The organism is Kitasatospora sp. NPDC056076 (assembly GCF_042266305.1).
Taxonomy (GTDB): Bacteria; Actinomycetota; Actinomycetes; order Streptomycetales; family Streptomycetaceae; genus Kitasatospora.
The window spans coordinates 133,109-158,444 of sequence record NZ_JBHJWG010000007.1; the positions used below are offsets into that span (position 1 = coordinate 133,109).

The 25,336-nt window shown below is 63.9% G+C and carries 32 protein-coding genes and 3 tRNA genes; 15 read left to right on the forward strand and 20 right to left on the reverse strand.

What is annotated here, in order from left to right; all coding sequences use genetic code 11:
* Positions 1 to 45: 45 nt before the first annotated feature.
* The 7 genes from ACFC1T_RS08280 to ACFC1T_RS08310 form a co-directional block, all read right to left on the reverse strand.
* The gene (locus tag ACFC1T_RS08280; RefSeq protein ID WP_375885154.1) at positions 46 to 1,098 is read right to left on the reverse strand and encodes a hypothetical protein; all 1,053 of its coding nucleotides are present in this window, start codon (positions 1,096 to 1,098) and stop codon (positions 46 to 48) included.
* Positions 1,099 to 1,102: 4 nt separating this feature from the next.
* Positions 1,103 to 2,332 carry a siphovirus ReqiPepy6 Gp37-like family protein gene (locus tag ACFC1T_RS08285; RefSeq protein WP_375885156.1) on the reverse strand — a complete coding sequence of 410 codons (1,230 nt, stop codon included), beginning with the start codon at positions 2,330 to 2,332 and terminating at the stop codon, positions 1,103 to 1,105.
* Positions 2,332 to 3,330, reverse strand: a complete 999-nt coding sequence (locus tag ACFC1T_RS08290; protein ID WP_375885159.1) for a phage tail domain-containing protein — start codon at positions 3,328 to 3,330, stop codon at positions 2,332 to 2,334. The genes ACFC1T_RS08285 and ACFC1T_RS08290 overlap by 1 nt, the downstream gene beginning before the upstream one ends.
* Before the next feature lie 18 nt (positions 3,331 to 3,348).
* Positions 3,349 to 7,914, reverse strand: a complete 4,566-nt coding sequence (locus ACFC1T_RS08295; RefSeq protein WP_375885161.1) for a hypothetical protein — start codon at positions 7,912 to 7,914, stop codon at positions 3,349 to 3,351.
* A gap of 14 nt (positions 7,915 to 7,928) precedes the next feature.
* Positions 7,929 to 8,216, reverse strand: a complete 288-nt coding sequence (locus tag ACFC1T_RS08300) for a hypothetical protein (RefSeq protein WP_375885163.1) — start codon at positions 8,214 to 8,216, stop codon at positions 7,929 to 7,931.
* A gap of 119 nt (positions 8,217 to 8,335) precedes the next feature.
* On the reverse strand, positions 8,336 to 8,605 hold the full coding sequence (locus ACFC1T_RS08305; protein WP_375885165.1) for a hypothetical protein: 270 nt from the start codon (positions 8,603 to 8,605) through the stop codon (positions 8,336 to 8,338).
* Between the two features lie 71 nt (positions 8,606 to 8,676).
* Complete coding sequence (locus tag ACFC1T_RS08310) at positions 8,677 to 9,594, reverse strand: hypothetical protein (protein ID WP_375885168.1); 918 nt, start codon at positions 9,592 to 9,594, stop codon at positions 8,677 to 8,679.
* A 109-nt stretch (positions 9,595 to 9,703) separates the two neighbouring features.
* On the opposite strand from ACFC1T_RS08310, the gene ACFC1T_RS08315 reads away from it, so the two are divergent.
* Positions 9,704 to 10,036: a GNAT family N-acetyltransferase gene (locus ACFC1T_RS08315; RefSeq protein WP_375885171.1), complete on the forward strand. Its 333-nt coding sequence runs from the start codon at positions 9,704 to 9,706 to the stop codon at positions 10,034 to 10,036.
* Here ACFC1T_RS08315 and ACFC1T_RS08320 read toward each other — a convergent pair.
* The 13 genes from ACFC1T_RS08320 to ACFC1T_RS08380 form a co-directional block, all read right to left on the reverse strand.
* Complete coding sequence (locus ACFC1T_RS08320) at positions 10,021 to 10,404, reverse strand: hypothetical protein (protein WP_375885174.1); 384 nt, start codon at positions 10,402 to 10,404, stop codon at positions 10,021 to 10,023. The genes ACFC1T_RS08315 and ACFC1T_RS08320 overlap by 16 nt on opposite strands.
* A complete protein-coding gene (locus ACFC1T_RS08325; RefSeq protein WP_375885177.1) occupies positions 10,401 to 10,742 on the reverse strand; it encodes a hypothetical protein in 342 nt (113 codons plus the stop codon). The genes ACFC1T_RS08320 and ACFC1T_RS08325 overlap by 4 nt, the downstream gene beginning before the upstream one ends.
* Complete coding sequence (locus ACFC1T_RS08330) at positions 10,739 to 11,020, reverse strand: hypothetical protein (protein ID WP_375885180.1); 282 nt, start codon at positions 11,018 to 11,020, stop codon at positions 10,739 to 10,741. The genes ACFC1T_RS08325 and ACFC1T_RS08330 overlap by 4 nt, the downstream gene beginning before the upstream one ends.
* 20 nt (positions 11,021 to 11,040) lie before the next feature.
* Complete coding sequence (locus ACFC1T_RS08335) at positions 11,041 to 11,418, reverse strand: hypothetical protein (protein ID WP_375885182.1); 378 nt, start codon at positions 11,416 to 11,418, stop codon at positions 11,041 to 11,043.
* Between the two features lie 541 nt (positions 11,419 to 11,959).
* The gene (locus ACFC1T_RS08340) at positions 11,960 to 13,039 is read right to left on the reverse strand and encodes a hypothetical protein (protein ID WP_375885185.1); all 1,080 of its coding nucleotides are present in this window, start codon (positions 13,037 to 13,039) and stop codon (positions 11,960 to 11,962) included.
* Between the two features lie 16 nt (positions 13,040 to 13,055).
* Positions 13,056 to 13,616, reverse strand: coding sequence for a hypothetical protein (locus tag ACFC1T_RS08345; protein WP_375885187.1), 561 nt, complete (start codon positions 13,614 to 13,616; stop codon positions 13,056 to 13,058).
* Positions 13,617 to 13,678: 62 nt separating this feature from the next.
* Entirely contained in the window at positions 13,679 to 15,133 is a 1,455-nt protein-coding gene (locus tag ACFC1T_RS08350) for a phage portal protein (protein ID WP_375885312.1), read from the reverse strand.
* 25 nt (positions 15,134 to 15,158) lie between these two features.
* Positions 15,159 to 16,391: a hypothetical protein gene (locus ACFC1T_RS08355; protein WP_375885190.1), complete on the reverse strand. Its 1,233-nt coding sequence runs from the start codon at positions 16,389 to 16,391 to the stop codon at positions 15,159 to 15,161.
* 361 nt (positions 16,392 to 16,752) lie between these two features.
* Complete coding sequence (locus ACFC1T_RS08360; RefSeq protein WP_375885192.1) at positions 16,753 to 17,181, reverse strand: hypothetical protein; 429 nt, start codon at positions 17,179 to 17,181, stop codon at positions 16,753 to 16,755.
* 53 nt (positions 17,182 to 17,234) lie between these two features.
* Positions 17,235 to 17,306 (reverse strand) — tRNA-Ala (locus tag ACFC1T_RS08365).
* Positions 17,307 to 17,362: 56 nt separating this feature from the next.
* A tRNA-Trp gene (locus ACFC1T_RS08370) sits at positions 17,363 to 17,438 on the reverse strand.
* Between the two features lie 29 nt (positions 17,439 to 17,467).
* Positions 17,468 to 17,541 (reverse strand) — tRNA-OTHER (locus ACFC1T_RS08375).
* Between the two features lie 10 nt (positions 17,542 to 17,551).
* A complete protein-coding gene (locus ACFC1T_RS08380; protein WP_375885194.1) occupies positions 17,552 to 17,869 on the reverse strand; it encodes an HNH endonuclease in 318 nt (105 codons plus the stop codon).
* Between the two features lie 294 nt (positions 17,870 to 18,163).
* Between ACFC1T_RS08380 and ACFC1T_RS08385 the strand changes: the two genes are divergently transcribed.
* The 14 genes from ACFC1T_RS08385 (at position 18,164) to ACFC1T_RS08450 (ending at position 25,292) form a co-directional block, all read left to right on the forward strand.
* The gene (locus ACFC1T_RS08385; RefSeq protein ID WP_375885196.1) at positions 18,164 to 18,748 is read left to right on the forward strand and encodes a hypothetical protein; all 585 of its coding nucleotides are present in this window, start codon (positions 18,164 to 18,166) and stop codon (positions 18,746 to 18,748) included.
* Between the two features lie 228 nt (positions 18,749 to 18,976).
* Entirely contained in the window at positions 18,977 to 19,309 is a 333-nt protein-coding gene (locus tag ACFC1T_RS08390) for a hypothetical protein (RefSeq protein ID WP_375885198.1), read from the forward strand.
* Positions 19,302 to 20,084, forward strand: coding sequence for a RecB family exonuclease (locus ACFC1T_RS08395; RefSeq protein ID WP_375885200.1), 783 nt, complete (start codon positions 19,302 to 19,304; stop codon positions 20,082 to 20,084). Before ACFC1T_RS08390 ends, ACFC1T_RS08395 begins: the two co-directional genes overlap by 8 nt.
* Before the next feature lie 104 nt (positions 20,085 to 20,188).
* The gene (locus ACFC1T_RS08400) at positions 20,189 to 21,004 is read left to right on the forward strand and encodes an AAA family ATPase (RefSeq protein WP_375885202.1); all 816 of its coding nucleotides are present in this window, start codon (positions 20,189 to 20,191) and stop codon (positions 21,002 to 21,004) included.
* Between the two features lie 9 nt (positions 21,005 to 21,013).
* Positions 21,014 to 21,352, forward strand: a complete 339-nt coding sequence (locus tag ACFC1T_RS08405; protein ID WP_375885203.1) for a hypothetical protein — start codon at positions 21,014 to 21,016, stop codon at positions 21,350 to 21,352.
* A 136-nt stretch (positions 21,353 to 21,488) separates the two neighbouring features.
* The gene (locus ACFC1T_RS08410; RefSeq protein ID WP_375885205.1) at positions 21,489 to 21,782 is read left to right on the forward strand and encodes an endonuclease VII domain-containing protein; all 294 of its coding nucleotides are present in this window, start codon (positions 21,489 to 21,491) and stop codon (positions 21,780 to 21,782) included.
* Entirely contained in the window at positions 21,779 to 22,159 is a 381-nt protein-coding gene (locus tag ACFC1T_RS08415; protein ID WP_375885207.1) for a CHC2 zinc finger domain-containing protein, read from the forward strand. Before ACFC1T_RS08410 ends, ACFC1T_RS08415 begins: the two co-directional genes overlap by 4 nt.
* Positions 22,083 to 22,682 carry a toprim domain-containing protein gene (locus ACFC1T_RS08420; RefSeq protein WP_375885209.1) on the forward strand — a complete coding sequence of 200 codons (600 nt, stop codon included), beginning with the start codon at positions 22,083 to 22,085 and terminating at the stop codon, positions 22,680 to 22,682. The genes ACFC1T_RS08415 and ACFC1T_RS08420 overlap by 77 nt, the downstream gene beginning before the upstream one ends.
* Positions 22,679 to 22,909: a DUF3310 domain-containing protein gene (locus ACFC1T_RS08425; RefSeq protein ID WP_375885210.1), complete on the forward strand. Its 231-nt coding sequence runs from the start codon at positions 22,679 to 22,681 to the stop codon at positions 22,907 to 22,909. The genes ACFC1T_RS08420 and ACFC1T_RS08425 overlap by 4 nt, the downstream gene beginning before the upstream one ends.
* Positions 22,894 to 23,706 (forward strand): metallophosphoesterase, encoded by an 813-nt coding sequence (locus tag ACFC1T_RS08430; protein ID WP_375885213.1) that lies wholly within the window; start codon positions 22,894 to 22,896, stop codon positions 23,704 to 23,706. The genes ACFC1T_RS08425 and ACFC1T_RS08430 overlap by 16 nt, the downstream gene beginning before the upstream one ends.
* An 8-nt stretch (positions 23,707 to 23,714) precedes the next feature.
* Positions 23,715 to 24,269 carry a hypothetical protein gene (locus ACFC1T_RS08435; protein ID WP_375885314.1) on the forward strand — a complete coding sequence of 185 codons (555 nt, stop codon included), beginning with the start codon at positions 23,715 to 23,717 and terminating at the stop codon, positions 24,267 to 24,269.
* Positions 24,266 to 24,475 carry a hypothetical protein gene (locus ACFC1T_RS08440; RefSeq protein ID WP_375885216.1) on the forward strand — a complete coding sequence of 70 codons (210 nt, stop codon included), beginning with the start codon at positions 24,266 to 24,268 and terminating at the stop codon, positions 24,473 to 24,475. Before ACFC1T_RS08435 ends, ACFC1T_RS08440 begins: the two co-directional genes overlap by 4 nt.
* Positions 24,476 to 24,576: 101 nt before the next feature.
* Complete coding sequence (locus ACFC1T_RS08445) at positions 24,577 to 25,005, forward strand: hypothetical protein (protein WP_375885218.1); 429 nt, start codon at positions 24,577 to 24,579, stop codon at positions 25,003 to 25,005.
* A gap of 107 nt (positions 25,006 to 25,112) precedes the next feature.
* On the forward strand, positions 25,113 to 25,292 hold the full coding sequence (locus ACFC1T_RS08450) for a hypothetical protein (RefSeq protein WP_375885219.1): 180 nt from the start codon (positions 25,113 to 25,115) through the stop codon (positions 25,290 to 25,292).
* The last annotated feature ends 44 nt before the right edge of the window (positions 25,293 to 25,336 follow it).

Below are 25,336 nucleotides of genomic sequence, written 5' to 3' on the forward strand. Positions count from 1 at the left end.
GGAGCTGGTCCCGCCAAATAGGTTTCGTGCCAAAGGAGTTGCTCCTTACTCGGCGAATACATCGCTCTCATAGGTGCCGGACAGGTAGAGGGTGGAACGGGCCGGGATTCCGGGCAGCACGACGAGCGAATCTCCGGAGGGGCAGAACAGGTTCACCGCGCTGGTGGAATTTCCCTCCCAGCTGATCCCGCGGACCTGGCTCAGCCACGGGCGCCCGCCGTTCCCACCGGGGTTGTCGATGTAGCCCTCGAAGGTCTGGGCGGTCCGGCCGTTGGCCGGCTGAGGCAGGGAGGCCTGCATGTACCACCCCGTGGTGGTGATGTCGGGCCCGGGGTTCTTGATCTTCATGTTGAAGTGAACCGTGTTCGGTGCGATCCACCTCCAGCGGCATACCCGGTCGACCTCGGCCGGTTGGGTATTGGTGCCCCAGAGGCCGGGCGTCGAGGTCCGGACCCGGCCGAGGTGGCGAGTCACCACGTAGCCGTCCCGGCCAGCGAAGGCTTCGTACTGGGTGTCCCCGCCGTCGACGTCGAGGTCATAGACGAGGCTGCCCCGGGGCAGGAAGTCGGCAGTGCTGCGGGTGTTCCACGGGGTGGCCACGATCCGCGGCATGTCGAACTGGCCTCGGGAGTAGACCACGAGGGCACCGTTGGTGGCCGGTACGTCAACTTCCAGGAGGACCATCTCCCAGCGCTGGCCCGGTGCCCGCTGGGGCTGAGGAGCGATGGGGGAAATGGAGGGCTGGCCCTTGACGACGGCCAGATTGACCGAGCCCTTGGTGACATCAGCCCGGACCACGATCGTGTCCTTACGGGGCTTATCCGTGGGGTTGGGGTCGATATCCAGAGAAGCGGTCGCGGTGAGCTGGTAGTAGAAACCGCCGACCCACGCATTCCCGGGGTCGATGGTGACGGTTCGACCGTTGATGACCTTCCAGGCGAAAGGGAGGGCAGCGGCGTCGTAGGTGCTGCTGGTGAGCTGGTAATCGATCCTGTCTCCGCCCCACAGGTGGGCCATCTGCTGCCACTGGACCTGGGAGACCATCTCAGATCCGCCGGAGGCATTCGCCTGGGCGAAGGGATAGCTTATTTCCGCCAACTGATCACATCCTAGCTTCGAGTTTTTTCAGCTTCTCTCGAAGCTCATTCACGGTCTTGTAGAGATTCAGTGGGTCCCCGGTGCCCTGCTCGCCGATCTTCGGACGAATAGTGAGCTGCTTTCCGCCGTCCTCCACGGTGATGTTTACCTCGCGGACGATATCCACGTAGTCAACCCCGTCGACCGAAATCGTCACTAGGTCCCCGACGAAATAGTCCCGCCCGAACTGGACCTGTTCCGTATCGATCGGGTAGACCTGGAAGTTGCCGTTCTTCTCGCCCAGCTTGAGAGCGGCCGAGGCCGCGTCAAGAACAGCCTTCTTGGCGTTTGCGAACTCCTCGTCGGTGGTTTCCGGCCGGGCCTTCATAGGCAGGCCGGTAGCCGGGTCGGTCTTGAGCGGGAGGTCCCGCCGGTCTACCAACTGCTCGATCTGGAGGCCCCACTCCGCCTCTGCCTCGGTGTCGATCTGCTGGTACAGGTATCGTTCCTCGCCCTCGCCCTGGCAGGCCACGATGGCCCGAGTTACCCGGGGAGCGGTGAGTGTCCACACGACCTCGCGGAGATTTCCCAGCTCGGGACTCAGCCTGACTTCCCGGGACCGGTCACGGGGCTTGAAGATGTCCAGGACGATTCGCTTGACATCCGGATCGTAGACCATCCGGTAGCCGACCGAATTGGAGTCGGTCCATTTCTCCAGGACTGTGCCGAGCACATCGAATCGGAGAGAGTCATTGACCTGGTCTCCGAATTCTGCCGTAGCCGGGAGAACCAGGCCTGAAACCCGGCGGTCGGGGATAGCCGAGGCGCCGATGGCGTGCTCCAACTCCCACAGCATCGCACGGCCAGCGGGCCCGTAGGCGGGACGGTTCGACTTGGCCTTGTACTGCTGAGGGACAGCACTGCCAGGATCTGGGAAGGCGAGGCGAGAATAGGCAATCTTGTTGTCGCACTTTCCGCCCACGAAAATCGATCCCTCGCCCGTGTGCTGAACGGTGGTCCAGTACTTTTGGAAGAACTCGATCTGCCCGGTAAGAAGCGGGCGGGCAACCCCGTCCTGATAGATGGCGATACCGCCGCCCTTTTGCAGGAGGTTCGCCTGATCGGTTCCAGCCTTCACCAGGATTTGCCAAGAGCCTTGCTGGCAGAACCGGACGATGAAATCCAGCTTGATCCAGGTGTCGATCACGCCTATTCGGTTGAGGTTCCGGTCCCGGACCTCGATGCGGTATCCCATCAGTAGCTCTCGTATCGGGGGCGGAAGGTGAGGCGGAGGCTGGCAGCTGGGCCGCCCGCCGCCAGGTTTACGGAGGCCTTCGAGTTCCCGGCCGGGACCGGCCAGAGGGCGGGGGAGCCGTCCAGCCGGGGCCAGAGGTTGACGCCCTGGTCGTCCCGGATCGACTTCACTCCGGGACGGGTGTCGATGGTGAGCACCCGGCCTGCTGGTACAGCGTCAGGCGTCCCGGTGGCGCCAGCGGAGATCCCGAACGACCCGCCGTCCGGGCCGGTGAGCTGGAAGCCGCGAACGGGTCCCTTGAGTTGCCACACGGGCCAGGCCTCGACGTCACCGGGGTTCACGATGGGAACGCTGCTGTTACTCAGGACGCCCTGCGAGAGGGAGAGGGGGAACAGCCCCTTGCCGCTCGTGAGGAACGGCTTCCCGCCGCCGAACGACCACTCGGCCACCTGGAGATCGGGGCCGTACCACCACGGGTCGTAGGCCGTGAACTGGAGCCCGTACCGAGTCCAGCGGAACCCCGCGCTGTCCACGCCCTCATCGCCCTGCAAGCCGTCCTTGTAGAAGACTGTGAGGGTCCGGGTCTGGGCGTCGCCTTCGGTGATCCGGATCAGGCAAGGCCCGTTCTTCGGGTTGACGGCCCGGATCAAGCGGCGCTTGAGCTCCCGGAGCGAACGACGGTCAACTCCGTGGAGGTACACAGGAATCATGACCTGCCGGGCGGCGACCCGGGACCCGCGGTAGATCGATCCGTCCAAGTTGGGGGAGTCGTCTGCGTACAGCTCGACGGGTGGCATGTCGAGGCCGGTCGCCCCGGCCTGAATCAGGACGGCCGGCCACTCCCGGCTGGCAAATGCGGTCAGGGGGATCTCCTCCCCCTGACCGCCGGACCCTGTGAGCGTGACGTGGGTGTGGCCCCATTCCACCGGCTGTGGGGGCAGCGGCAGGGGTGCCGGCTGCTGGTCCCGGATTGTTGGGGTAGTCGCCGGAATCGGCAATAGGGCCTCCCTTGGGTATTACGCTGCCAACATCACCTCCGCGTATTGCATGGCCCGGAGAACGGCCTGAGTCGTGTCTTCGGCCTTGGCCTCGTGAATGTGAATCTCGTAATGCTTGCCCTGGAGCATTCGCCGGGTGTCTCCGGAATTGTGGACTCGCTCACCTCCTCGGAAATTGACCAACTCCGGACCCTGCTCGCCAACGAGTTTCAGGCCAGGACTCGCCGAAAGAGTCCCGGACCAGTAGCCCTTGTTCCCGGCGAGAGCCTGCGGCCACCCAGCGCCGTATCGGTGGATGGCGTAGTTCAGGCCCGCATAGATGCTTGCAAGGCCGTTCTGCATCCCGAGGTACTGGTACGGACCCGCATATGCGGCGAACGTCCCGGGTACGGTCTGCATGAGGCCTTGCGAGGCACCAATATTCGGATTCAGGGCATTCGAATCCCATAGATTGACGGCGGTCGGGTCACCGCCGGATTCCACCTTGATCCGGGACAAGACCAGATCCGTGTAATCCTGGGATAGGCCTAGCTCGCCAAGGACTCGCTGAACCACCGGCCGCCAACGGGTAACCTGGTCACCGGTCGGGTCGAGCTTTCCGCCCAGCATGTCCCGGAAATCCAAGTCGCTGATCGGGATGGTCGCCTCGACCTTGGATCCGGAGCTGAAATCAAAAAGTCCGTCCAGATTCGGCAGGGCCTCTTCGGCTGTGCTGAGGACGTCCTCCAGGACCGACGAGGCATAATCGCCAGGAGCATCATAGATGTCCTTGATGGCCTGAACCATGTCGGTGATCTGGTCGACTTCTGCCGAGGCCATGTCCCAGATCCCTGAGATTCCCTCCTTCACTGTCCCGACGGGGTCGGTGACCAGGTCTTTTGCTGTTCCTGCGATGGACTTGACGGACTCCCAGAGGCCGCCGCCGAGGTTGGATATCACCGCTTTCAGGGTGTCGGTCGAGAAGGTGTCGCTGAGGAAGCTCTTCCCCCGTTGGAGAATGTTCCCTTCGCCCTTCCACACGTCGTTCCAGAAATACTCACCAAGAACTGGCGAGATGGAACCGCCGAGGATTCCGGCGATCTGGCCGATACCTGTAGGCACCCGTCGAAGCAGGCTCCAGGAATCCGTGGTCACGAAGTTGAACATATTTCGGAACCGGTCTGCTACCCCGCTGCCGATCCACTTCGAGACATTGGATCCGACCCGCAGCATTCCGCCCTGAGTCTCACCGCCGACATCGTCCGACGCCTTGGCATAGGTCATGACCTGAGCGGCAGTGGAGGCAAAGGGAAACACATTGCTGAGCTGAATCGCCTCGCGGATCTGGTCGAAACCCAACCGGCCCGCGATACCGCCGCCAGCGTAGCGGGAGAGCTGGCCCTTTCGGGCAGCCGCATTCCACTGGTGGATCAGTGCCGGCCCGAGGGCCGCGGTGACCTCCGGCCGAAGGATCGCCTCGCCCGGAGAGAGCATCGCCGGAATGGAGTCCACCCCGGGCGCATAACCTGGGAGAACACCGCCGGTCGCATATTTCTTCTTCGGGGTCTCGGGCTTACTCGGACTGTTCCCCGAAGGCTTCCCACCCGGCGCCTTCTTCGCGATGTTGTCGATCGAGTTGTCGAGGCTGTTGGCGTGGCCGTGAGCCGCCATGAGGGCGGCACTCAGCTTCTCGATCTTCTCCGTGATGTCCTTGAGCGAGCGGTTGTTCAAAAGGCCGATTCGGCCCGCGAGGGAGCCCTCTCCGGTGCCCTGGCCGATCTTGAGGTAGGCGCTCTCAGCGGCCCCGTGGACCTGTTCGAACTCGATCTTCAAGCCGGACAGCGACCGCTGATTCAGGAGCCCGATCCGACCGGCCACCGACAGGGCGCCGGTGCCTTGGCCCACCTTCTCGTGGACCAGGTCGACGGAACCGTGCAGCTGGGTGAACTCGGCCCGGAGGCTGGACAGGGACCTCTGGTCGAGGAGGCCGATCCGACCGGCCACCGACAGGGCGCCGGTGCCCTGGCCGATCCGCTCGTAGACCGAGTTGACCCCGGCGTGGAGCTGGGTGAACTCCGCCCGGAGAGCACCGAGGCTCTTCGCATCGAGCTGGGTCACTTCGCGGGCAGCGGACTGGAGCTCGGCGGTCAGGAGGACGGCCTTCTGCCGGGAATCGCCCAACTCTCGCTGGAGGCCTCCGAGGGTGGCCCGGTTCAGGGCCTCGACGCCCTGAGTGCGTGCCTGGCCCAGCTCGGTGTGGGCCGACTGAGCGGCACCCTCGACGCTACGGGGGCTACCGGACAACTCGCTTATGAGAGAACGGAGTTGGGTGCTGTTGAGCTGTTGGAGGTCCCGTCGCAGCTCCGCTGTCCGGGCGTCCGCCTGGCGGATCTGCTGCTCAAGCTCCCGGATCTCGTTGCGGACTCGACGGTCGTCTCCACCGGTCCCGCCGGTCAGCTCGATGCGGCGCTGGCGGTAGCCGCTCAGGAAGCCGTCGCCCTCGCTCCGACTCTCCAGGCCAGCGCGGGTCTGCCGGGCAATCCGGGTAGCTCCCCGGACTCCGCGGCCTGCGGCCATCACAGGAGCGGCCACGACGCTGCCGACCGTGCCGACCAGCTTCCCGGCCTTGCCGACCAGCTTGAGCAGGATGCCGGCCCCGATCGCCAACGGGCCGAGCACGGCCCCGAGTTCGGCGGCCTTGATCACCAGGTCCCGGAGAGCGGGGTGCGACTCCAGGAACTCGGCCGCCTGCTTGATCCACTTCGTGAACCTGGACAGCGAGTCGATGAACTTCTCGACCATCAGCTTAAGGGTCGGAAAAACATCCTTACCGATAACCTGGGCATCATTGAGGAGCCCGCCCTCAAAGCGGGTGCCCTTTTCGTCCGTGACCTTATGGCCCATGATCTTCTGGCCGAGTCCGGTGTAGTTGTAACTACCGTCCTCGCCCTCGGAGTAGAAAAGCTGGCCCAGCTTGAACTGGGCCTGTTCCTTCATATTCTCGATACGACTGCCGACCGTGGCGCCACCCATGCGGGCCGCAGCGCCCTCGATTTGGAGCTTCGGGTCCTTCCAGTGAGCGAGAAGCTTTTCAATCAGCTGCTCGCCGGTGATTCCGCCCGTATGCTTGGCATCCGCCATGAAGGCGTAGAGCTGAGCCGAGGCTTCGTTCGTGGTGGGGATTTCCCGGTCGACGCCGTTCTCTTTGTCCATCTTCTTGAAGTTCGCGATCTCGTCCTTGGTGAGGGCGCGATCCTTGAACCCGAGAAGCTTGGCAATCTGCTGGCCGGGAATGCCCGTTGCTCGTTCCAGCTGCTTGAGGTTCCTGAGCGGCGTACGGCCCATGTCCTGGATGACCTCAAGGGCGTACATGCCGTCGCTGACCATCTTGGGGTCGAGAACACCGCCGTAGGCCGCTGAGTCGCCGATCATTTTGACCATGTCGACGGAACGCTGAGCAACTTCCCGGGAGCCCTCGGCGTGTTCGACGGGATCGGTGGAAGCGAACTTGTGGTTGTGGGCGGAGTTGGCGCGCGCATATCGCGTGCCGTACTTCAACATGTCGTTGACTGAGTACGGCGTCTCGATTCCGTACTCGCTCATCTGCGTCAGGAGGGAATTGATGTCCTTGAGTTCAATTCCCATTCCGCGGAGACCGGTCTGAGCCGAAATCATGGCGTCGGCGGACTTAACGCCGAACGTGGTGGCGGCGGCAGCCGCGAGGCCCAACGGAGCAACCAGGTTATTCGTGACGATATGGCCGGACTCTGAAAGGCCAGTTCCGAATTTCTCGATGCCCTCGAACGTCCTCTTGTAGCCCCTGCTGAGGCTCGTCATCAACGAGGTGTGCGAGGTCTCGATCTGGGACAGCGTGGTTCGGGTCGCGGCGAGCTGCTGACGGAGGCTGTCACGGACCGCGGCGACCTGGGCCAACTCCCCGCGAATAGCCTCCTGCTGGGCCTGCTGACGGACCCGTGCAGTCTCCCGGATGGCGGCCTGGGACTCGCGCTCCATCCGAAGGCGGGTGGCCTCGATCTGCTGATCGACTCGGGCCTCGTCCTCCAGGGCCCGCTGTCGCTCGGCCCGCTCCGTACGGGCGGTTCGAGCAGCCTCCTCGGCAACTCGGCGAAGGCTCGCAACCCGCTCCCGCTCAGTCGCCTGGGTGGCCCTGGAGCGGGCCGCGGCAGCCTCGGTTTCCTGCTGCACGGTGGCACGGAGGGCCCGCTGAGTGACGGTCGACGTCTCCTCGGCAAGGGCCTGCTTCCGGGCTTCCAGGTCCCGGATCTCCCTGAATCGGCGAGCTGCCTCGGTGCCGTACTGCCGGGTGAGATCCCGTTCGATGGCGGTCAGGACCTTGGCCGAGTCCTTGCCCTCCGCCTCAACAGCCTGCTTGGCCTTCCGGGCCGCCGTTGCAGCTGCCTTCGGGAGGCCTTCGAAGCCCTTGGTAACGGCTGTGCCGAAGACCTGACCGGCCTGGGTGCCGGCCTTCTCCATCTCCTTGACCAGCTCGGCCCGGAACTTCTGTGAGGCCTCGGAGCTGACCTTGGGGATGATGTCGATGTAGCCGCTGCCGACCTTGATCGGGCCGCGAGAGGATGGAGCCATGCAGCCCTCCTAGGTCAGAGTGAGTTCATTCGTGAGAAGAAGGCCGACAATTCCGCGCCGTCGGCGAACTCAACTGCTGGCACTTCGAGTTGAGGTGTGGCCGCACCTGGCCGGGGAATCGGATCGGGAATCGGGAGATCCGAATCTTCTGAATTAGCCTTGATGAAAAGGTAGTTGGAGAGTTCGAGGGCATCACTCACCCGTGCCAGCAGGTGTTCCGTACTGCCCCACTGGGTGGACTCGTCCAGCTCGGCCAGGAGGACGGACCTGCCTGGCTTCCGCAGCAGGGAGTTGATCAACACGCCGACCCGGCGAAGCGAGAGCCGCCCGCGCCACAGGTCGAGGAGGTCAACCCCGAAGTGCTCCAGGAGATCGGCCTCCAGGGCCTCGCTGTGCTCCCGGATGACGCGGACGGTCCCGACTAGTTTCCCGAGCCGGCCACCTCGTTGACGCGGCTGGCGAGGGCCTGGAAGTCCCGGATGGTCGGACGGCCGGCTCGGTAGGCGTTCCAGGCCTCATCGCCCACGATCAGGCGGACTGCTTCCATCTCGGTGTCGGCCTCCAGAAGGTCGAGGGGCATGTCCAGCGGCGGCGGGACAACGAAGGTGATCCCGGCATGCTCGAAGGTGGTCGGGCTCTCGGTGGCCTCCGCTTCGGCGGCGGTCGCGGGGGTGGTCTTGGCAGCAGGCATAGGGGCTCCAGCGTCTGGGAGAAGAAGAATGGGGCCGGAGACTACAAGCCCTCCCCGGCAGGGGAGTTGGTTCAGCCGGCCACGACGGTGCAGGCCTTCGAGACGCCGATCTGCTGCTTATCGGTCACCGAGTAGCAGTAGTCCACGCCAGCGTGCGAAACCTTGATCTCGGCAGTTGCCTGCCCCTTGGGAACGGTCACGTCGAAGGTGCCGTCAGTCGAAAGGGTGGTCTGGAGCTGGAAGGCCGCACCGGCGGTGTTCAGCAGCTTCACGGTAGCCGGGCTGGTAACCCCGGTAGCTGTCACGCGGGCAGTCCAGGCGTTGGCTGCGGAATCGTTCGAGGTGTAACCGGGAACCATGACCGCAGCCGCGAACGGGGCCGACGGAGTAACACCGCCGCTGGTGCCCTTGAGGTTGTCGTTGGTGAGCACGTAGCCGAGGCTTCCGGCCGTGTCGAGCGCCGAAATGGTCAGCTCGTACTTCTGGCTCTCCTTGCGCTGGAGAGTAATGGCCCCTCGGTCGTTGATCATCGCCCGAGGGATTACGCAGCGGTAAAAGGTGTTGCGCTGGGACCAATCGATTACCAGCGAGAGTTCCTGGAGATCAGGAGTACTGGAGAGGTCGAGGCGATAGACGCCGGTTTCCTTACCTGTTGAGTCCTTGAGCGCGATCCAGGAAGCTCCCCAAAAGAGCTCTGTGGTAAGCGCGTTGCTCTCAATCAGCGTCGCCTTGATCTGCACCGACGCAGACTTCACCGCGTAGAGAACGGGCGTCGCGGACTGCCAGGCGTTAACCGGGTCGGTCTCGATGCTCGGGGTGATCGTCACCCCGCCCTCGTCCACGTAGCCGAGCGACTTGTAGCCGGTCGGTGCGGTCCTGCCGTCGCCGACATCGGCGGGCAGCTCGGTGCCGCCCGGTCGGCCGGTCGGGGCCGGTGCAACATGGAGGCCACCGTTGGGGGCAAATCGAATTCGCTGGGCATCAGTCAAAAGGGCTGCCTCCGGGCATAAGAGAGCCCCGGGGCCGCATGGCCACGAGGCGTGAGGAGAATGATGAATTCCCCAGTGTCTTGGGGAAGATGGCGATAGGCTGCCCGCTGTGAAATCCGCGTATCTGAACCACCAGGGCAGGGCCTACGCGTCCTTGCGGTACGAGCCCGAAACGCCAAGCGTCGTGATCCTCGCCGAGATTCGGGTCGATCCCGACTTTCAGGGCCGGGGCTGGGGTAGCGAGCTCCTAAGTGAGATCGCCGCGGCGGCCGACCGGGAGGGCGTGGCGCTGATGCTGTCCGTTGAACCGGGGCCTTTCGGCCTGGACCGCCAGCAGCTGGTGGCCTGGTACTCCCGGTACGGCTGGGATCCCGTGACCTCTGCTGAGACAGGGAAGGTCGAACCCGACGTGCTGTGCCGGCTCCCTCAGGTCTCGACGTAGAAGAGCGAGGCCTCGCCGCCGTACATGTGCTCGCGGCTGGTGGAGTCGGGGTAGTACCGGGGGCTGGAGATCTCGGCGACGTCGAGCACCAGGGTCCCAGCGACTTCCCGGCCGGGCAGGTGCTCAAGGAGGTGCTGGCGGACGACGAGGGCCAGGCGGGAGGCCTCGGCCCTGCTGTCGGCGTAGACGTCGTACTCGATATCGGCACGGTCCATCCGGTCCCGGACCATGCGGTGGCCGCCGGACTGGGCCAGGTAGATCGTGGTGTCCCCGGCCTGCCGACCGACCATGTCGCCGGTGACGCCGCCCTTGGGCAGGTCAGGGAGCGAACTCAGGTAGGACCAGGTGACGTTGACGGGGTCGATCATTCAATCCTCGCCTTCTCCAGGGCCTCCTTTAGGTAGAAGCGGCCGGGGTGCCGGCGCCCCTTGCGGTCCCGGTAGCCCAGCTCCTGGAGCATCGCGTGTCGAACCTCGTGATCGAACTCCACCACCACCTGGCCGTACCAGGTGTCGTACAGGGTGATCATCGCCTCGATGTTCCGCTTGATGCTGTTCCAGTTGGACCGGTACGTGGCCTTCGGGGCGCCCTTGATGGCCAGCTCCGCGATTCGGGCCACGTGGTACTCCACGAGGGCCTGGGCCTGCGGGGCGGAGAGAACCTCTCGCTCCCACCCGGAGATCATCCGCAGGGTGAACCTGGTCATCGCCTCACCCTCACGGCCTTGATCGTGATGTGGGCCAGGCGGCTGCCGGTCCACCGGGCGGGTTCATCCTCGACCTGGTACCGGATTCCGCGGACCGTGATGCGGTCGGCGGAGTCGACATCGGCATGGGCAGGCAGGTAGATCAACAGCCGGTCCACCGTGGTCTCCCGCTCGGGAGAACGGACCGTATACGGCTTGCCGGGTTGAACGCTGGCCGTGCCCGTCCAGACGCGGCTGGGGCGGTCCCAGTCGCGCCGGGTGGTGTAGGCGTCCGCCACAAGGGCGGCGCGCCAGATCTCTACGGGCTCGGAGTAGTGGGGCAGGGCGGCACCTCCCGGGTAAGGGGGATCGAGGAGAGCGCCCGCCGGTAGCGACGAAGGCCGGTCTTGGCCGCCTCGGAGAGGCCGGCGACGGACGCCCCGGCCTGAAACTGGACTTCCAGCTCGCCGGTTCGTTCCGAGATCACCCCGGGCGTCACCGACAGCCAGCGGATGACCTCGTGGCAGGCCACCGCACGGAACGTCGCTGGAGGAGCCTGCCGGTCCCAACTTCCGGTGCAGTACTCGGTGATGAATGCCGAGACGTCGTCCAGGAGTGCGTTGACCCGGGCCTGTTCGTCGGTCAGGACGGGCCGCCCGAGACGGGCGGCCACGTCGGCAGGTGTTGCGAAGGCCAATGCGACCTCCTTCGTAGCGGACAGGTAACGAGACGGTTAGAGGATGGTGGACTGGGCACGATGCGCAAAACCTGACCGTTGGTCAGGTAAAGTCCCCGCCTCTGGCTAAGGCGCCTGATCTGGAGTGAACACACTTGGCACGTGGGCCGCCGCAGTAGGCACGGCCACGCTTGAGAGACAGCGGGCCAAAGACAGCCGGAGCAAGTAAGGCCGGCTGGTATCTAGTTAAAGGATGTGGTTCATATGACTTACGACTAAGGAGAACTGAAATGGCAGCAGCAAAGCCCCGACGACCCTGGGTTGCCGCAACCCTCTTGTTGACGTCCGTCGTCGTCGGATTCGTCGCGGGAAACACCGTTTATGCCCTCGGCGCCACCGCACTCGTTGCGTTCGGCACCGGCGGAGCTGCGGTGGTTGGGGTAGGCGGGCTACTGCTCGGCCTGGCAAACCTCGCTGGACTCACAAGCTGAGTCGTGGGCCCCGGAGCAAGCTCCGGGGCCACTTGGTCACTTCCAGCTCGAAGAGCCGGCGAACCGACTCATTACTTGGGAGCCGGAGGCGGGGTGATGGTCGAGTTGTGGACCTTGATCTCCGCCTCGACGCCCTGAGCGACCAGGAGCTGTTCCGGGCGGCACACCTTCGCGTCGTACAGAATGCGGCTCTTGATCGCCCCGGTGAACTTCTTCTCGGGGCGGTAGGCCTCCATCTCCGCGAACGGGACGACGACGGAAACGGCGCTGGTGGAGCCCATGAAGAGATCGACGGGCTTGAACTTCTCGTTGCCCTTACGGATTACCGGGGAGTTCGGTCGGATGTGGGAGCCGAGGGCGTTGGCGACGATCACGGGCAGGCCGAGGATGGTGCCGATCTGGCCCGAGGCCACGACGGAACCGGAACCGCCGTGCTGGGAGGCGTCGATGAACTTGGGGTCGCGCAGGAGCATGGAGCGCATCCGCGGGCTGATGAAGAGCCAACGGTCCTGGGGGGCGGAGCGGGTGTCGAGGGTCTCCAGCATGCTGACGACGTAGTCGTAGACGCTGAGCCACTCCTTGGCGTCCCGGCCGGTGTCGGGGGCCTGGACGGCGGAGATCGGGCCGAGTTCGAGGTTCGGCAGGTTGGCGACCGCGGCATTGCGGTCCTCCGCTCCGTTGAGGTCCTTGCCCTGGAGGCCGGCAAGCAGGGTGAGGGCGACCAGTTCATCGATGGCGAGGGCCGAGGCGCGGGCGCGCTGGGCCACCAGGTTGGACATCAGGTCGATGCCGGCCTTGGTCTGGAGCTGATGGAGGCCGTCCAGTTCGAGGTGGAAACTGGAACCCTTGGCCACGACCATCTTCATGTACTCAAGGGCCGCGTGGTCGGCGGTGCCGATCTCGCCGTAGGCCTTCACGATGCCCTTGTCGGTGACGGTGCCGTCCACGAAGTGCGGGATCCGAACAACGTCTCCCTCGCGCCGGAACTCGCCCTCGTAGTTGCGGTTCGTGAAAGGCGAGGCGCTGAGCACCAGGTGCTCTTCGAGGTCGGCCAGAAGCTGAGCGGTCCAGACCTCGGGAATGAAATGACCGGTGGTGGTCTGGTACTTACCGGCACCCGGGTTGTTCCCAGGCTGGGAGTAGAAAGTCAAGCGGTTACCTTACGTCTCAGAGGGCGCCGCGCATGAGCGCGTCGAGCAGGCCCGCCTTGCGGGCTTCCTGGATTTCCTTGGGGGTCATGCGGGCGAGGTCGCCCCGGGACAGCTGGCCGGCGGTCGTGCCGCCCTGGCGGCCGAGGCCGAGGTTCTGGGCGTAAACCGGCTTGCCCTCACCGCGGCTCTGAACGAACTTGATGACCAGCTCGCGGTTGACCGTGCCGTCCTCGCCGATGAACTGCTCCAGCGGCGTGAACTGGAGGTCGCCGACCTCGATGCCCGACTTCGCGGCCTCGGAGGCGATAGCGGCCTCAACAAGCTGAGGGGCGATCTCGGCGAGCACGGCGGATCGGGTGGCGGCCCGAACCTTCTCGGTGGCCTTCTCGGCTTCGGTCATGCGCTCCTGGCGGAGGGTCTCCAGTTCGCCGGACGCATCGTTCCAACGCTTCTCATTGGTACGGGAAAGGGACTTCCACTTGTCGATCTCGGCTTGGAGCTGTTCAACGGTCGGCGGCGTCTGGCCGGTGGCTGGCGGCTGGTTCTCGGAATTCGGGGGAAAAGTGGTGTCAGTCATGGGCTACTCCATTCGTCAGAAACAGAAGAGACCCCATTGCGGGACCGGAACGTTCAAGGCGGTCAGGCCTTCGAGGGATTGAGCTTTCGGGAGCTGTTCCCTGAATTCCCCTGCGGGGGCTTCGAAGCCGCCTTCTTGGCGTCTAGAGCAGCCGTATCATGCTGGGGCTGGAGATCCGGGCGAGGGTACTTCTGGGCCAGTTCCATTTCGGCCTTGGCCTCGTCCTCGCGCATCCTTCGGAACCGGTCGATCTGCTGCGGCGTGTATCCGGCATCCGAAAGGAGCTGGTCCATCGGAACGCCGATCATCTTCAATTTCAGAAGGGCGTCCATGTGCTGGGCTTCCGTCCGGTTCTCCGGATCGCGCCAAATGACCTCGGCTCCCCAGGCTTCCGCTCGCTTGTCCCCGAGGATCTTGAAACAGAGGCGCATGACGCGCTCCCAGGATTCCCCGAAGTGCAGCATTCGCTCACGGGTCTTGGCGATGAGCCCTGCCTCGGCCGCGGTGATGCTCTCACCGCTCGGGACCGTTCCACCGTTGAGGAAGTAGTGGAAGGGAATTCGGCTGGTGCTGGCCATATGCTGGACCAGCATCTCCGCGAGTTTCACGTAGTTACCGAGATCGGCGGCGTCGAATTGGCCGAACTTGGCCTGCGGGTCCTCGGCCTGGAGAAGCTTGTCCACGGCGATCTTGAAAGGCTCCACAGGGTTACCCGCGGCATCTTCCACGATCTCAAGGCCCGTGACATACTTTTGCGGCCAGGCCGCAAACTCGGAGGCAAGCAGGGCATCCGAAACGACCTTATTCGTGGCGTCCTGGAGAGGAATGACCGAGGCCAGGTCCGAAAATGGGTCACCGGTAAGCCGGGACCGGTTGTTGAGCGGCACCACGGGAACTTCGCCAAGCGGGTTCCGCTCCGAGGTAGCGTCGCCCTCGGCCCAACCGAAACGGCCGGCCTGCCAGGTGTAGACCTGGTCAGGGAGCCAGAGCGTTGCCCACTCACGGCCCCAGTCGTCCCGGTAGATTTTGGCAGCCGCGTCAATCTCCCGGCGGGATCCGGGCTTGTACTGGACGACCAGGTTCTCGGCCGACTCCATGGTGATGGCCGGGCGGCCGTCCTTGCCCGCCCAGACCACCGCGTAGGCGGCGCCCTGGACCATGGCATCGAGGTGGCCGGCATTGGACTCGGCATCCATGAAATTCCGCTGCCAGATGTCCCGGGCGTCCTTGTCGGCGTCCGGTTCATCGGTCATGCGGAATCCGTCGATGGCCAGCCGCTCATTGACCGAGTCGACGATCAGCCCACAGAAGTTGTCCCGCCACTTGTCGAAGACGTGGCCGAACTCGCTGATGTGCCGGGCCTGTGCGAATGCGAGCCGCTGATGGTTGCCGTCGTAGTAGTCCGAGTAAAGGCGGAACTTCGGACGGTCACGGACCAGCTTGCTCTGGAGATAGTCAATCCACTCGCGAGGAGTGGATGGAGAGAAGCCGATCCCAGGTATCGAGAGTTCCGTCAGATGGACCCCTTTCTATGCGGGGTCGTCAGAACCCGACTACGCGTTTGCGCTTAATCTGCAACCGGCCGTCGGCGATGGCGTCCGCTCGGGCTTCGAAGGCCAGCACGGCGCACACGGCAAGGTCAATCTTCCGTTTCGATCGCGGGGAGTCCTTGGTGATGAGAGTCCCTTGCGGGACCTCTCGGGTAGCGGCATTCAGAACGTGACGGGTCAGGTCTTCGTCCCCGTCGTGGCGGAGATCCCGGACCATGACGGCCGTACGGAATCGCTCGATGGCTTGAACCATCCTGGTGGGCTTGTTGGTCCAGAACTCGAAGACGTGGTCCTGGCCGCGCTCGTTGTGCTGGAGCGCCCATCGGCCGATGTTCTCCTGCCAGTACGGCGGATCGGCGTACATCCACTCAACCCGGTAGGTGGAGAAAGCTTTCTGCACGGCCGCTTCGACCGCGAGAACATCCACTTCCCAATCGGGCTGCTTGGGGTCGCGGGGGTTCTCCCACAGCCCCAGGACGAAGAGCTTGCCGTCCCGCAGCCGGCACCCGATCAGGCCGGTTGCGTCGCCGCGGATGGAGCCGTCGAATCCCAGGGCGATCTGGTCGCCCGGCCTGATCGGATCGTCGTCGTCCTGGCAGGCCGCCCACTCCGCCTTGCTCATCCAGCCGTCGGAGGATTCCGCGATGGCGTTGAAGAAGAACCGGAGGTAGGTACTGTCCGGGGTCGTACGGTCGAAGAGGATCGTTCGGGTCAGGCCGTCGATATCGGCCCACGTGGCGTCTCCGTAAGCCTGGGCCAGGGCAATTCGGACCTTGGCCTCATCCCGGAGTTCCTCGGGCTGGATATCGCCCTCGATGCAGTCGTACAGCCAGAACGCCTGGCGGACCATGTCGCTTTCGTGGATCCGCTGGGCAACCGAGTCCTCGTTCGGGTTGTAGGCGTTGGTCGTGGTGACCCACCGGGAGCCCGCGGAGGTGGTCTTCTCGATATTCCGCTTGAGGGTCTGGAAGAAGTCTGGGCCGCCGTTCGAGCCCACCCAGTGGTGGACCTCGTCCATCAGGGCGAAGGTCGGCCGATTTCCTTCATTCGTTCGGCCTGCGGTTGCCTTCGGCCGGATCGTCCCGGGCTTGCCCGACTTGAACTGGATGACGGCCTTGCCGATGTCCAGACCGAATTCCTTCTCGGCCGGGGACTCCGAGAGCATCCCACGGATCATCTCCATGGTCTGATCGGTCTGGTCCAGGGCCGTGGCACCGATCTGCACCGTCGGCAGTGGAACCCTCTTGGCTACCGGAAGGCCGAATGCGTCCCAGTGGGAGAATCGCGCCGGTCCGATGAACTCGACGATCGCCAGGGCCGCCAGGAGCGGGGTCTAACTTGCCCCAGCCCTTCGCACGCCGCAGCGTGCCGGCTGAGTAAACCCACCCCCCGTCCGGCTTGATCCGGTAGAGGTTGAGGACGAACCGCAGCTGCTCGGGAGTGAACTGCCAGGGCTCACCGGCGTGTTCGCCGTCCGGCTGGACGATGTACTTCTGACACCAGCGGATGACCTGGTACCCGAGCGTCTCGTTCGGGGCGGGTACCCCTGCGGGCAGGTTCCCTGTTTGCAGGAGCGATCACCTCATCTACGGTCCGTTCAGCAGCTGGTACAGCTCCTCGTCAAGGTCTGTGGTTGTGAGCTCGGCCGACGCCTGGTCGGCGTCCCCGCCCTGGTCCTCGTCGTTGATCGACATCCGCAGGCGGTTCCTGTCCTCGACCGTGGCACCCCACTTGGCCGTCCGCTGCCGGATCTCCCCGGCATGCCGGAGGTCCCCCTGATACAGGGCATCCACGAGCTTCGTGGTGATCTCCAACTCGGCCCAGTCGGTCTCAGCCCACTGGGAGGACTGCGGAGAGCTGGCCCAGATCCTCCAGAACCGCTTGGCGCCCGCGGTGGTGATCCCAAGGCCGCGAGGGAGTTCCCGGCCGGGCAGAGCACCGGCCTTGAGCTCCTGGGCGTGCGGGTGGGCGTTCCGCCTGACGGCGTTGCTCTTCGGCTGCGGCCCTCGGGTCATCGAGCCACCTCCGAACATGACGAAGCCCGCCACCAGGGCGGGCAGTTGATGTGTGTGCTGGACCGGATTCGAACCGGTGTCGCCTCCCTGCACGGGAGGGGTCCTAGCCGCTGGACGACCAGCACCGTTCCCTCCGTCCCCTGGCCGGGGGAGTTTCAGGAACCTACGGGCGCGACCCGTATGGCAAGGGCGAGAGGACTCGAACCTCCGACACGCGGCTTTGGAGACCGCTGCTCTACCAACTGAGCTACACCCCTATGTCCCGTGATTCGGCACGGGAACCTCGTCCGGATGGCAGGGCTCGAACCTACGACCTCTCCACCAATGGGAGTGCTCTCTATCCATCTGAGCTACATCCGGCTGGACCGCCTCAGCGGTCCCGGTAGGTCTTCATCCTGTGGCATGCCCGGCAGAGGGTCCACAGGTTTTCGATTCCCCAGGAACCACCCTTGGCCACCGGGACCAGGTGGTCTACCTCCAACTCCTCACGGGAACCACAACTCTGGCACCGCCAGCGGTCCCGGGTGAGCACCCGGACCCGACGGGAGGACCAGTCGCCCGGTCGCTGCTGGTTGCGGGCCGAGGTCCGAGACCAAGGCCGGCGAAGCTGGTGGCCGGCACACCGACCGTCCTGGGCTGTCCGGGAGGTACACCCGCTCACCAGGCAGATAGATGCGGCTCTGGGCATGGTCACCTCCCGGTGGTCTGTGGCCCCGGCCGGATGCTGGTCTGGCAGCCGGGGCCGATCCCTGGACTCCTCCTGGAGATTGAAATCTCAACAGGAAGGTCTAAAACAGGGCGCTTAGTTCGTTTTGTATCCTGGTACAAGCTAAGGAAGATTTTCAGAGATTTTAGTACTCTCTTGAGACCTCTTCTCTTGTTTGTTCTCTCACTAAAGACGTATGTGTCCCCGGAGGGCGGCCCAGGACACAATCCGTTGAAGTGAGACCCAGGTCACATTGAGCCGTCGAACAGGCTTTCGATGCTCGTTCCACTTGATTCGAGGTTGCCTCTGAGCTATGGTGAGCTGGACTTCGCGGGATATATCAACCTCGACTGGCAAGGGAAACCAAGAATGGCGAAACTGCCAGACAACTTGGAGCTTTCAAAGCTCTTCGCCCTCGGATATAGCAACAAGAAGATCGCTCAGATGTATGGTGCAACTGCGGCGGCTGTCGATTACAGGCTTCATCAAATTGGCTTGTGGAGAATGCCCACAATCAACCAAGTGAATACCCTGATCGGGCAGGTTTGGAAGGTGAAGGCAACTACGGGGGCGGGGTCGCATCACAATCAGGGGCCGATTCAGTATCTGAAATACTGGCTGAGAGTGCGGCTTGGGGATTCCCAGATGAGCGATCAGCAAATAGCAAAGGCGATGAGGTTCGAGCAGCGACTCAGGAAGGAGCTGGTGGTCGTGGCCTACGACCCTGAGACGGTAGCCGGCTTCTCGTATGTGTCGCGGTTGCCGAGTGACGAGCAGCTGGTAATTCGCTGGCCCGAAGACGTGCCATACCTGGATCCGGAAGAGATGAACTTGCTGCGTCTTTCCGAGAGCCAGTCCTAGGCAGCGATCTAACCTCATCCTGGCAGGTCCCACAAGTGTGGGACCTGTTCTGTTTCTGACGGTACGTCGGTTTAGGCGCTCCGAGGAGAGGTGCTAACGATTACATAACGTACAGGCTCGGTGACTATCCCCACACTTGATTCGAGGTTGGTGTCAGTGTGATGTGAGATAAGTTGTGGACGTCCCGCACAGGGCGTGTCACCCTGTGTGGTCGAACGAGGAGGGGCAGTGCTCGCTACGGCAGGCAAGGGTTCGGATACCAATTTTGAGCGCGTCACGCCAAACCGGCTCCGTGTAACGCGGTCGGATGGTCTCGTCGTGATTTACCATGCCGAGACTCCGATGGGCGAGGTGTGGGATATCTGCTACGCCGATAATCTCGGGGAGGAAGATATCGATGAACTGATCGGCCTGGAGGGGAAGTTGATCACTCGGTACGGTCGGCGGCTCGATGAACTTGCGGTCCAGCGGCTGGAAAATCCATGGCCACACCCAGACTTCCTAGGGAGTCAGATGCACACCTTTGTCCGAATCTGCCCGAAAGTTGCGCTAAGTGTCTGATATCCGAAACAAGCCCAGAAGTGTCAGTCAGGTCGAACAGTGGGAGAAGTGCGGGGAGTTGTGCCGCCTGCGCCGCGTGGAGAGGGTGACGCCGCTTCCGGCGGCCTGGTCGATGCACGGCACTGCGTTCCACGGTGCGGCCGAGGCCATCGAGGGCTCGAACCGTGCGATGGGGCTGGAGGAGGCAGTCCAGCTGTACAGCGACGAGTACGCGCGGTTGGTCAATGCCGCCCTGGAGCAGGAGCCCGATACTGATCGGTGGCTCTCGGCAAGCGGCACCGGAGGTCAGGACATCGAGCATCGGTACGTGCTTGGTCAGGAGCAGACGCGGCAGTACTGGGAGTGGAGCCAGGTGAACCAGCCGGCCGTCTGGTCTACGAGTACCGGCGAGCCCGGCCTTGAACTCGGCTTCTCTGTCGAGCTAGGCGGGGTGCAGGTCCGCGGGTTCATCGACCAGCTCCTGACGGAGGCTGACGGCACGGTCCGTGTGCGAGACCTCAAAACGGGCTCCACCAAATCGAGGTTCCAGCTGGAGACGTACGGGGTAGCCGTGCGGCTTGCACACGATGTCGAAGTGAAGACGGGCGACTGGTATCTCGCGAAGAAGGGAGGCTTGTCCCGCCCTGTAGATCTGAGCGGCGTAACGGCCGAGCAGGTTGGCAAGCGCTTCGCGGCCATGGATGACGGGGTCAAGGCCGGCAGGTTCGAGCCCAAGCCAGGATTCCTCTGCCGGTTCTGTGACGTGCAGCACAAGTGCTCATTTTCTCGACAATGAACTTGATTCGAGGATGGTTGATTGGCTAACGTGTGACTCTCGAAGGGGCTCGGATGAGCCCTATTTTTGGCGAAGAAGACTTGATTCGAGGAAGGGGGGATTGAATGTACTCTCTGGCACAGTCAGTGGCCATCAGAGGGGCAGCCGGGGAACCGATCCCCCACCCCTTCACGGGGCTCAGTCGCCTTGAAGTCGAGTTCAGGCGAGGAGAGTTCAGCCTCGTGGTTGCAGGCCCTGGCACCGGCAAGAGCCTGTTTGCTCTGAACCTGGCTCTCCATGGCAACATCCCGGTCCTCTATTTCTCCGCCGACTCCGGGGCGGCAACGCAGGTCAGCCGGGCAACGTCCATCATTACGGGCAGCGATGTGCGAGAGGTCAAACGACGACTCCTCGAAGGTGACTTCAACGAGTACGCCGGAGCCCTCGCGCAGCGTTGGTGGGTCCGTTTCGTCTACCACGCCCGGCCCTCGTTGGCGGACCTGGAAGTAACGCTGGCAGCGTACTTTGAAGTCTTTGGCTGCTATCCGCATTTGGTGGTAGTCGACAACATCACGAATATTGATGTGGGCAGCATCGGAGATGCGGAGAGTTTCACGTTCAGCCTGGAAGGGTTGTGTGAGTACTTGTCCGAAATGGCCCGGGAGACCCGGGCTCACGTCCTCGCTCTTCACCACGTCACCGGAGAGCACTCGGACGGCACCAAGCCGATTCCGCTCTCGGGAGTGAAGGGCAAGATTGGACGGGTTCCCTCGTTGATTCTCACCATTTTCAAGGAGATCGACGGGATGGACGGGCGAGTCCTGCACGTGTCGGATGTCAAGAACCGTGAGGGATTTGAGGACTCCTCCGGTCAGACCTACAGCAGCTATGAACTCGACCGCACGAGCCTGCGTCTCGTACCGGCCGACGCCACTTTCTGAGGGGGAAGAATGACCACCTGCGGGTACACCATCGATCGCGAGATCGTCGACGTCCTTCTGAATGCCGAACCGACCATCACCGCCGAGGCGATCCGGGAGGCCGGCGGGGGCCTGGTCGCCGTCGTGCTGACCGTCCAGGATCGCCGACGCCTGCGGCTGCGGCGCCTGGCACAGGACCTCCTTCGCCTGGGTAACTCGTTCCAGGTCGCGGCGATCTCGATCGGCGGCAAGGACGGTGAGCGGGACTGGGCGGTGGTGCCGCTGACCTACCTCCAGGGCCTGGCCCGGGACCTGACCGATCTCCAGCAGCAGCTTCGTCTTGAGGCTGTGCTGCGACGGCGTGGCTGAGCCACGCAAGGGCTACCGGCTGTGCACAGGTTGTGGAAAGAGTCGGGCGGAACGGTTTTTCGTCGGCGCCCGGGGTCGGATCTGCTCGACCTGCAAGAAGGGCCGGCGGAGGACTGCGGCCCGAAACTCGCGCCTGGTGGCCACCTACGGTCTGACCTCCGAGGAGTACAGCCTCCTCCTGGCCGCGCAGGGCGGCCGGTGCGCGATCTGCCAGGAGACCAGGCGCGGAAACCTGGCGGTCGACCACTGTCACCGGACCGAGGCAATCCGCGGTCTGTTGTGCGCCCGGTGCAACGGCCAGCTCCTGGCCCGAGGAGCGCGGGACCGGCCGGAAGTACTCCGCCGGGCCGCTGACTACCTGGAGAGTTTCCCGGCCTGGCAGGTGCTGGGGCCGCGCTACACCTACGACGGGAAGGACGAGGGGGAATGAAGCTGCCGATCGGCGCCGTGCTGGCGCACTTTTACGGGATCCAGGTCGAGGCCGATCGGGCTGGCTGGCAGAAGATCCTTTGCCCTTTGCACACGGAGTCACATCCCAGTGCCTCGGTAAGCGTCGAGAAAGCCAGATGGGGGTGCTTCGTTTGTGACATCTCGGAAGATGGGATCGACGTGATCCGAAGGGAGATGAGTATTGGGTTCGGGGAAGCGTGTGAATTCGCACGTGAGCGGTTCGGTGGAGGCGGCGAGGACGTACTTCCAGCAGTATCAGGAAAGTCCCGCCGAAGCGTATATGGCAGCCCGCGGGCTGGCCGAGGTGGCAACCAAGTTCGGTCTGGGATACGTCCGTTCGGCTCAAATTGGGCATGAGCGGTATCGGGGGATGCTGGCCATCCCGTACCGGCGGCCGGCAGGTGGAGAACACGGTGTGGCCACCATCCGATTTCGCTGTATACGCGACTCCTGCGTGAAGGACGAGAACGGCGAGTACTACGCCCCGCACAGAAAGGAGAAGCACGAGGGGCACGGCAAGTACCAGTCGCTTCCGGGGGACCCTCCGCGCCTCTACAACACGTCGGCCCTGATCGCTCCTAGTCCGTATATGGCCGTTTCCGAGGGCGAGTTCGACACCCAGGCCTCGGAGTTGGCGGGAGTCCCATGTGTTGCCGTCCAGGGAACAGGGGCCTGGGAGCCGCACTTCTCGCTCCCGCTGGTTGGGTACGAGCGCGTTTTCCACGTCGCCGACGGTGACGAGGCCGGAATCAAGGCGGCCGAAAAGCGGGCAGCCCAAATGCCCAATGGGGTCGTGATCCAGCTCGATGACGGTGAGGACATCAATTCATTCATCCACGCCAAGGGTGCGAACGCCTATCGGAAGAAGCTCGGCCTTTGACTCATGTCAATGATCCGGTCAACCATCCGAACCACTACACGTGGCTACCAATTGAGGTCATTGAGATCACGAAGCATCTCGGCTTCGTACTCGGCAACGTCGTCAAGTACGTCCTGCGAGCAGGACGAAAGGGTAGCAAGCTTGAAGACCTCCGGAAGGCTCGGTGGTACCTCGACTATGCAATTCGAGAGCTAGAAAAAGAGGAGGCCGCTTGCGGCGAATCGTAGTAATCTCTGATACCCAGATCCCATTCGAAGACAAGCGGGCCCTTCGGAACGTCATCCAGTTCGTGGGCGAGTACCAGCCGGACGAGGTTCTCCAGATCGGTGACCTCGTGGACTACCCGGCACCGTCCCGATGGAGTGCCGGAACCCGGGCCGAGTTCGAAGGCAACGTCATCCGGGACTCGGAGTACTGCAAGAGGGTTTTCCTGGGCCCGCTCCGGGATGTCTACGACGGTCCGGTCAGGATTCTCGAAGGAAACCATGACGAGAGGCCGCGGAAGTACTTGGCCAGCCGGGCGCCGGCTCTTGCGGCGGAAGATACCTTCTACCGCTTTGAGAGCCTGCTCGACTTCGCGTCCTACGGGATAGAGAAGGCTGAGCCGTACTACCCCGTGGCACCCGGTTGGGTGGCTGTCCACGGGCACGAGTCACCGGGGATGAGTCAGGTGCCCGGAGCGACCGCGAGGCTCAAAGCTGTGAAGGCCGGTACGAGTCTGATCATGGGTCACACCCACCGACTGGCCATTTCGCCTCACACCACCGGACACAACGGCCGGCTGAACACGATCTATGGATTCGAGGTCGGTCACCTGATGGATGTTCGGCAAGCCGGATACCTCAAGAGTGGCCCGGCCAACTGGCAGTCCGGATTCGGCCTTCTCTACGCCGGAAAGTACTCGGCCACCCCACACGCCATTCCCGTGGAGCGGGACGGCTCCTTTGTGGTCGAGGGCCAGCGATACGGGGAGATCAAGCGGTCCGGGGGGAAGTTCGCATCACGAAAGGGGGAGGCTGCCTAGTGGCAGAGATGAACTGGGAGAAGGTCATTGAGATCTCCCGCAAGGTGGCCGGCGAGCTGGCCCGAAAGTGGCCGATCGTGGAGGCTGATGACGTCCACCAGGAAATCATGCTTCACATGATGGAACAGCGGTCCCATCTGGAAAAGAAGGTCGGGGACTACGATTTCCTCCGCCAGGTGGCATGGCGGGCGGCCAAGTCCTACGCGTCCCGTGAGCAAATGCAGAAGGACTTGGCGGATGACCAGTACTTCTACACCCCGGATGAAGTCCGGTCCACGCTCAAGTCCTTTGTCTACACCGATGAGGAAATCGGCGAGATGATCGGCAAGAAGGACGATCTCAGCCGGTGCCGGATCACGGACAACATCACCTCGGCCCGAATTGATGCCGGGGCTGCTCTGCGGAAGCTCAAGCCGGAATACAGGGACGCCGTTACCCGGGCCTACATCTACGGTCTCCCGCCGACCTCGCCGGGTGAGGCGAAGACGGCTCAGCGCGCCGTCGATGCCCTGTCCACGGCCATGAACGCCCACATCCGCAGCAAGGCGAGGGCTGGCCGATGACCGAGACCCGCAAGCAGTACTCCCGGGTGTCCGACGCTGTCAGCTTCGCAGCCACCGTGATCTACGACGACAAGTCCGACAGCCAGACGTACCTGATGATCTCGGCCCCGTCCGGGGTCCTGGAGGTACTACTCGCCGACGAGGACGTTCGGGCCCTGGTCCGAATGCTGTCCGAGGCCGAATACGCCACGCCCGCCCCGTTCTAGGAGGCCATGTGACCTACCCCGACCCGTTTGACGAGCGGTCCCCGTGGGACGAACCGTCCCCGGCCGCAAACTCCATCATCCCCACCGCCCAGGAGGCGCCTGTGACCCAGACCCCGACCAACGCCCAGACCGCCGCTCCCGAGAACGTCACGCTCTCGTTCAAGGGCGGGGCCGGCTACGACGCCTCGCTCCTGGTGCTGCGAGCCGGCAGCCTCACCGAGATGGACACGCTGCTGCGAACCGAGTCCGCGGCGCTCAAGAGCCTGCTGGAGCAGGCCGCCAAGGTGCAGAGCTACAACACCGGGCTCAACTCCCCGGCGGGCGCTGGCTCCGCGGCCCGGGCGAAGTTCGAGAACGGCAAGGTGGTCAGCAAGGGGACGCCCTCCGGCCCGGGTGACGACGACTGCCCGCACGGCCGGAAGCTGGTCGACAAGGGCAACTGGAGCGCGATGTTCTGCCAGGCCCCGCAGAAGCCGGACCAGTGCGCCCCGCTCTGGAAGCAGCCCGACGGCTCGTTCAAGGCGAAGTAGAGGGATTCCCGATGACCTCGGGGGCCGGGTCTCTGCCCGGCCCCCTCTTCTGTCCCCTGGAGGAACCCTGTTGACCACCTGCTGGCCCACCGTCCCCTGGAGCGCCGATGGGCGCTGAGGAGTACGTGGTCGAGGGCCTGGAGGACGGCGGCGTCGCCCTGGTGCACGAGCCTTGTAACGGCTCCGCCGGGGAAGGCGGGTGCAGCTGCTGCACCGGCAACGCCGTGACCCTGGCCGACCTGATCAACGCGAGCGAACAGCACTCCTGCGAGGAGGAGCCAATTTAGGAGACACCCCATTCAGGTCATCACCTACCGAATCAAGCGAGAAA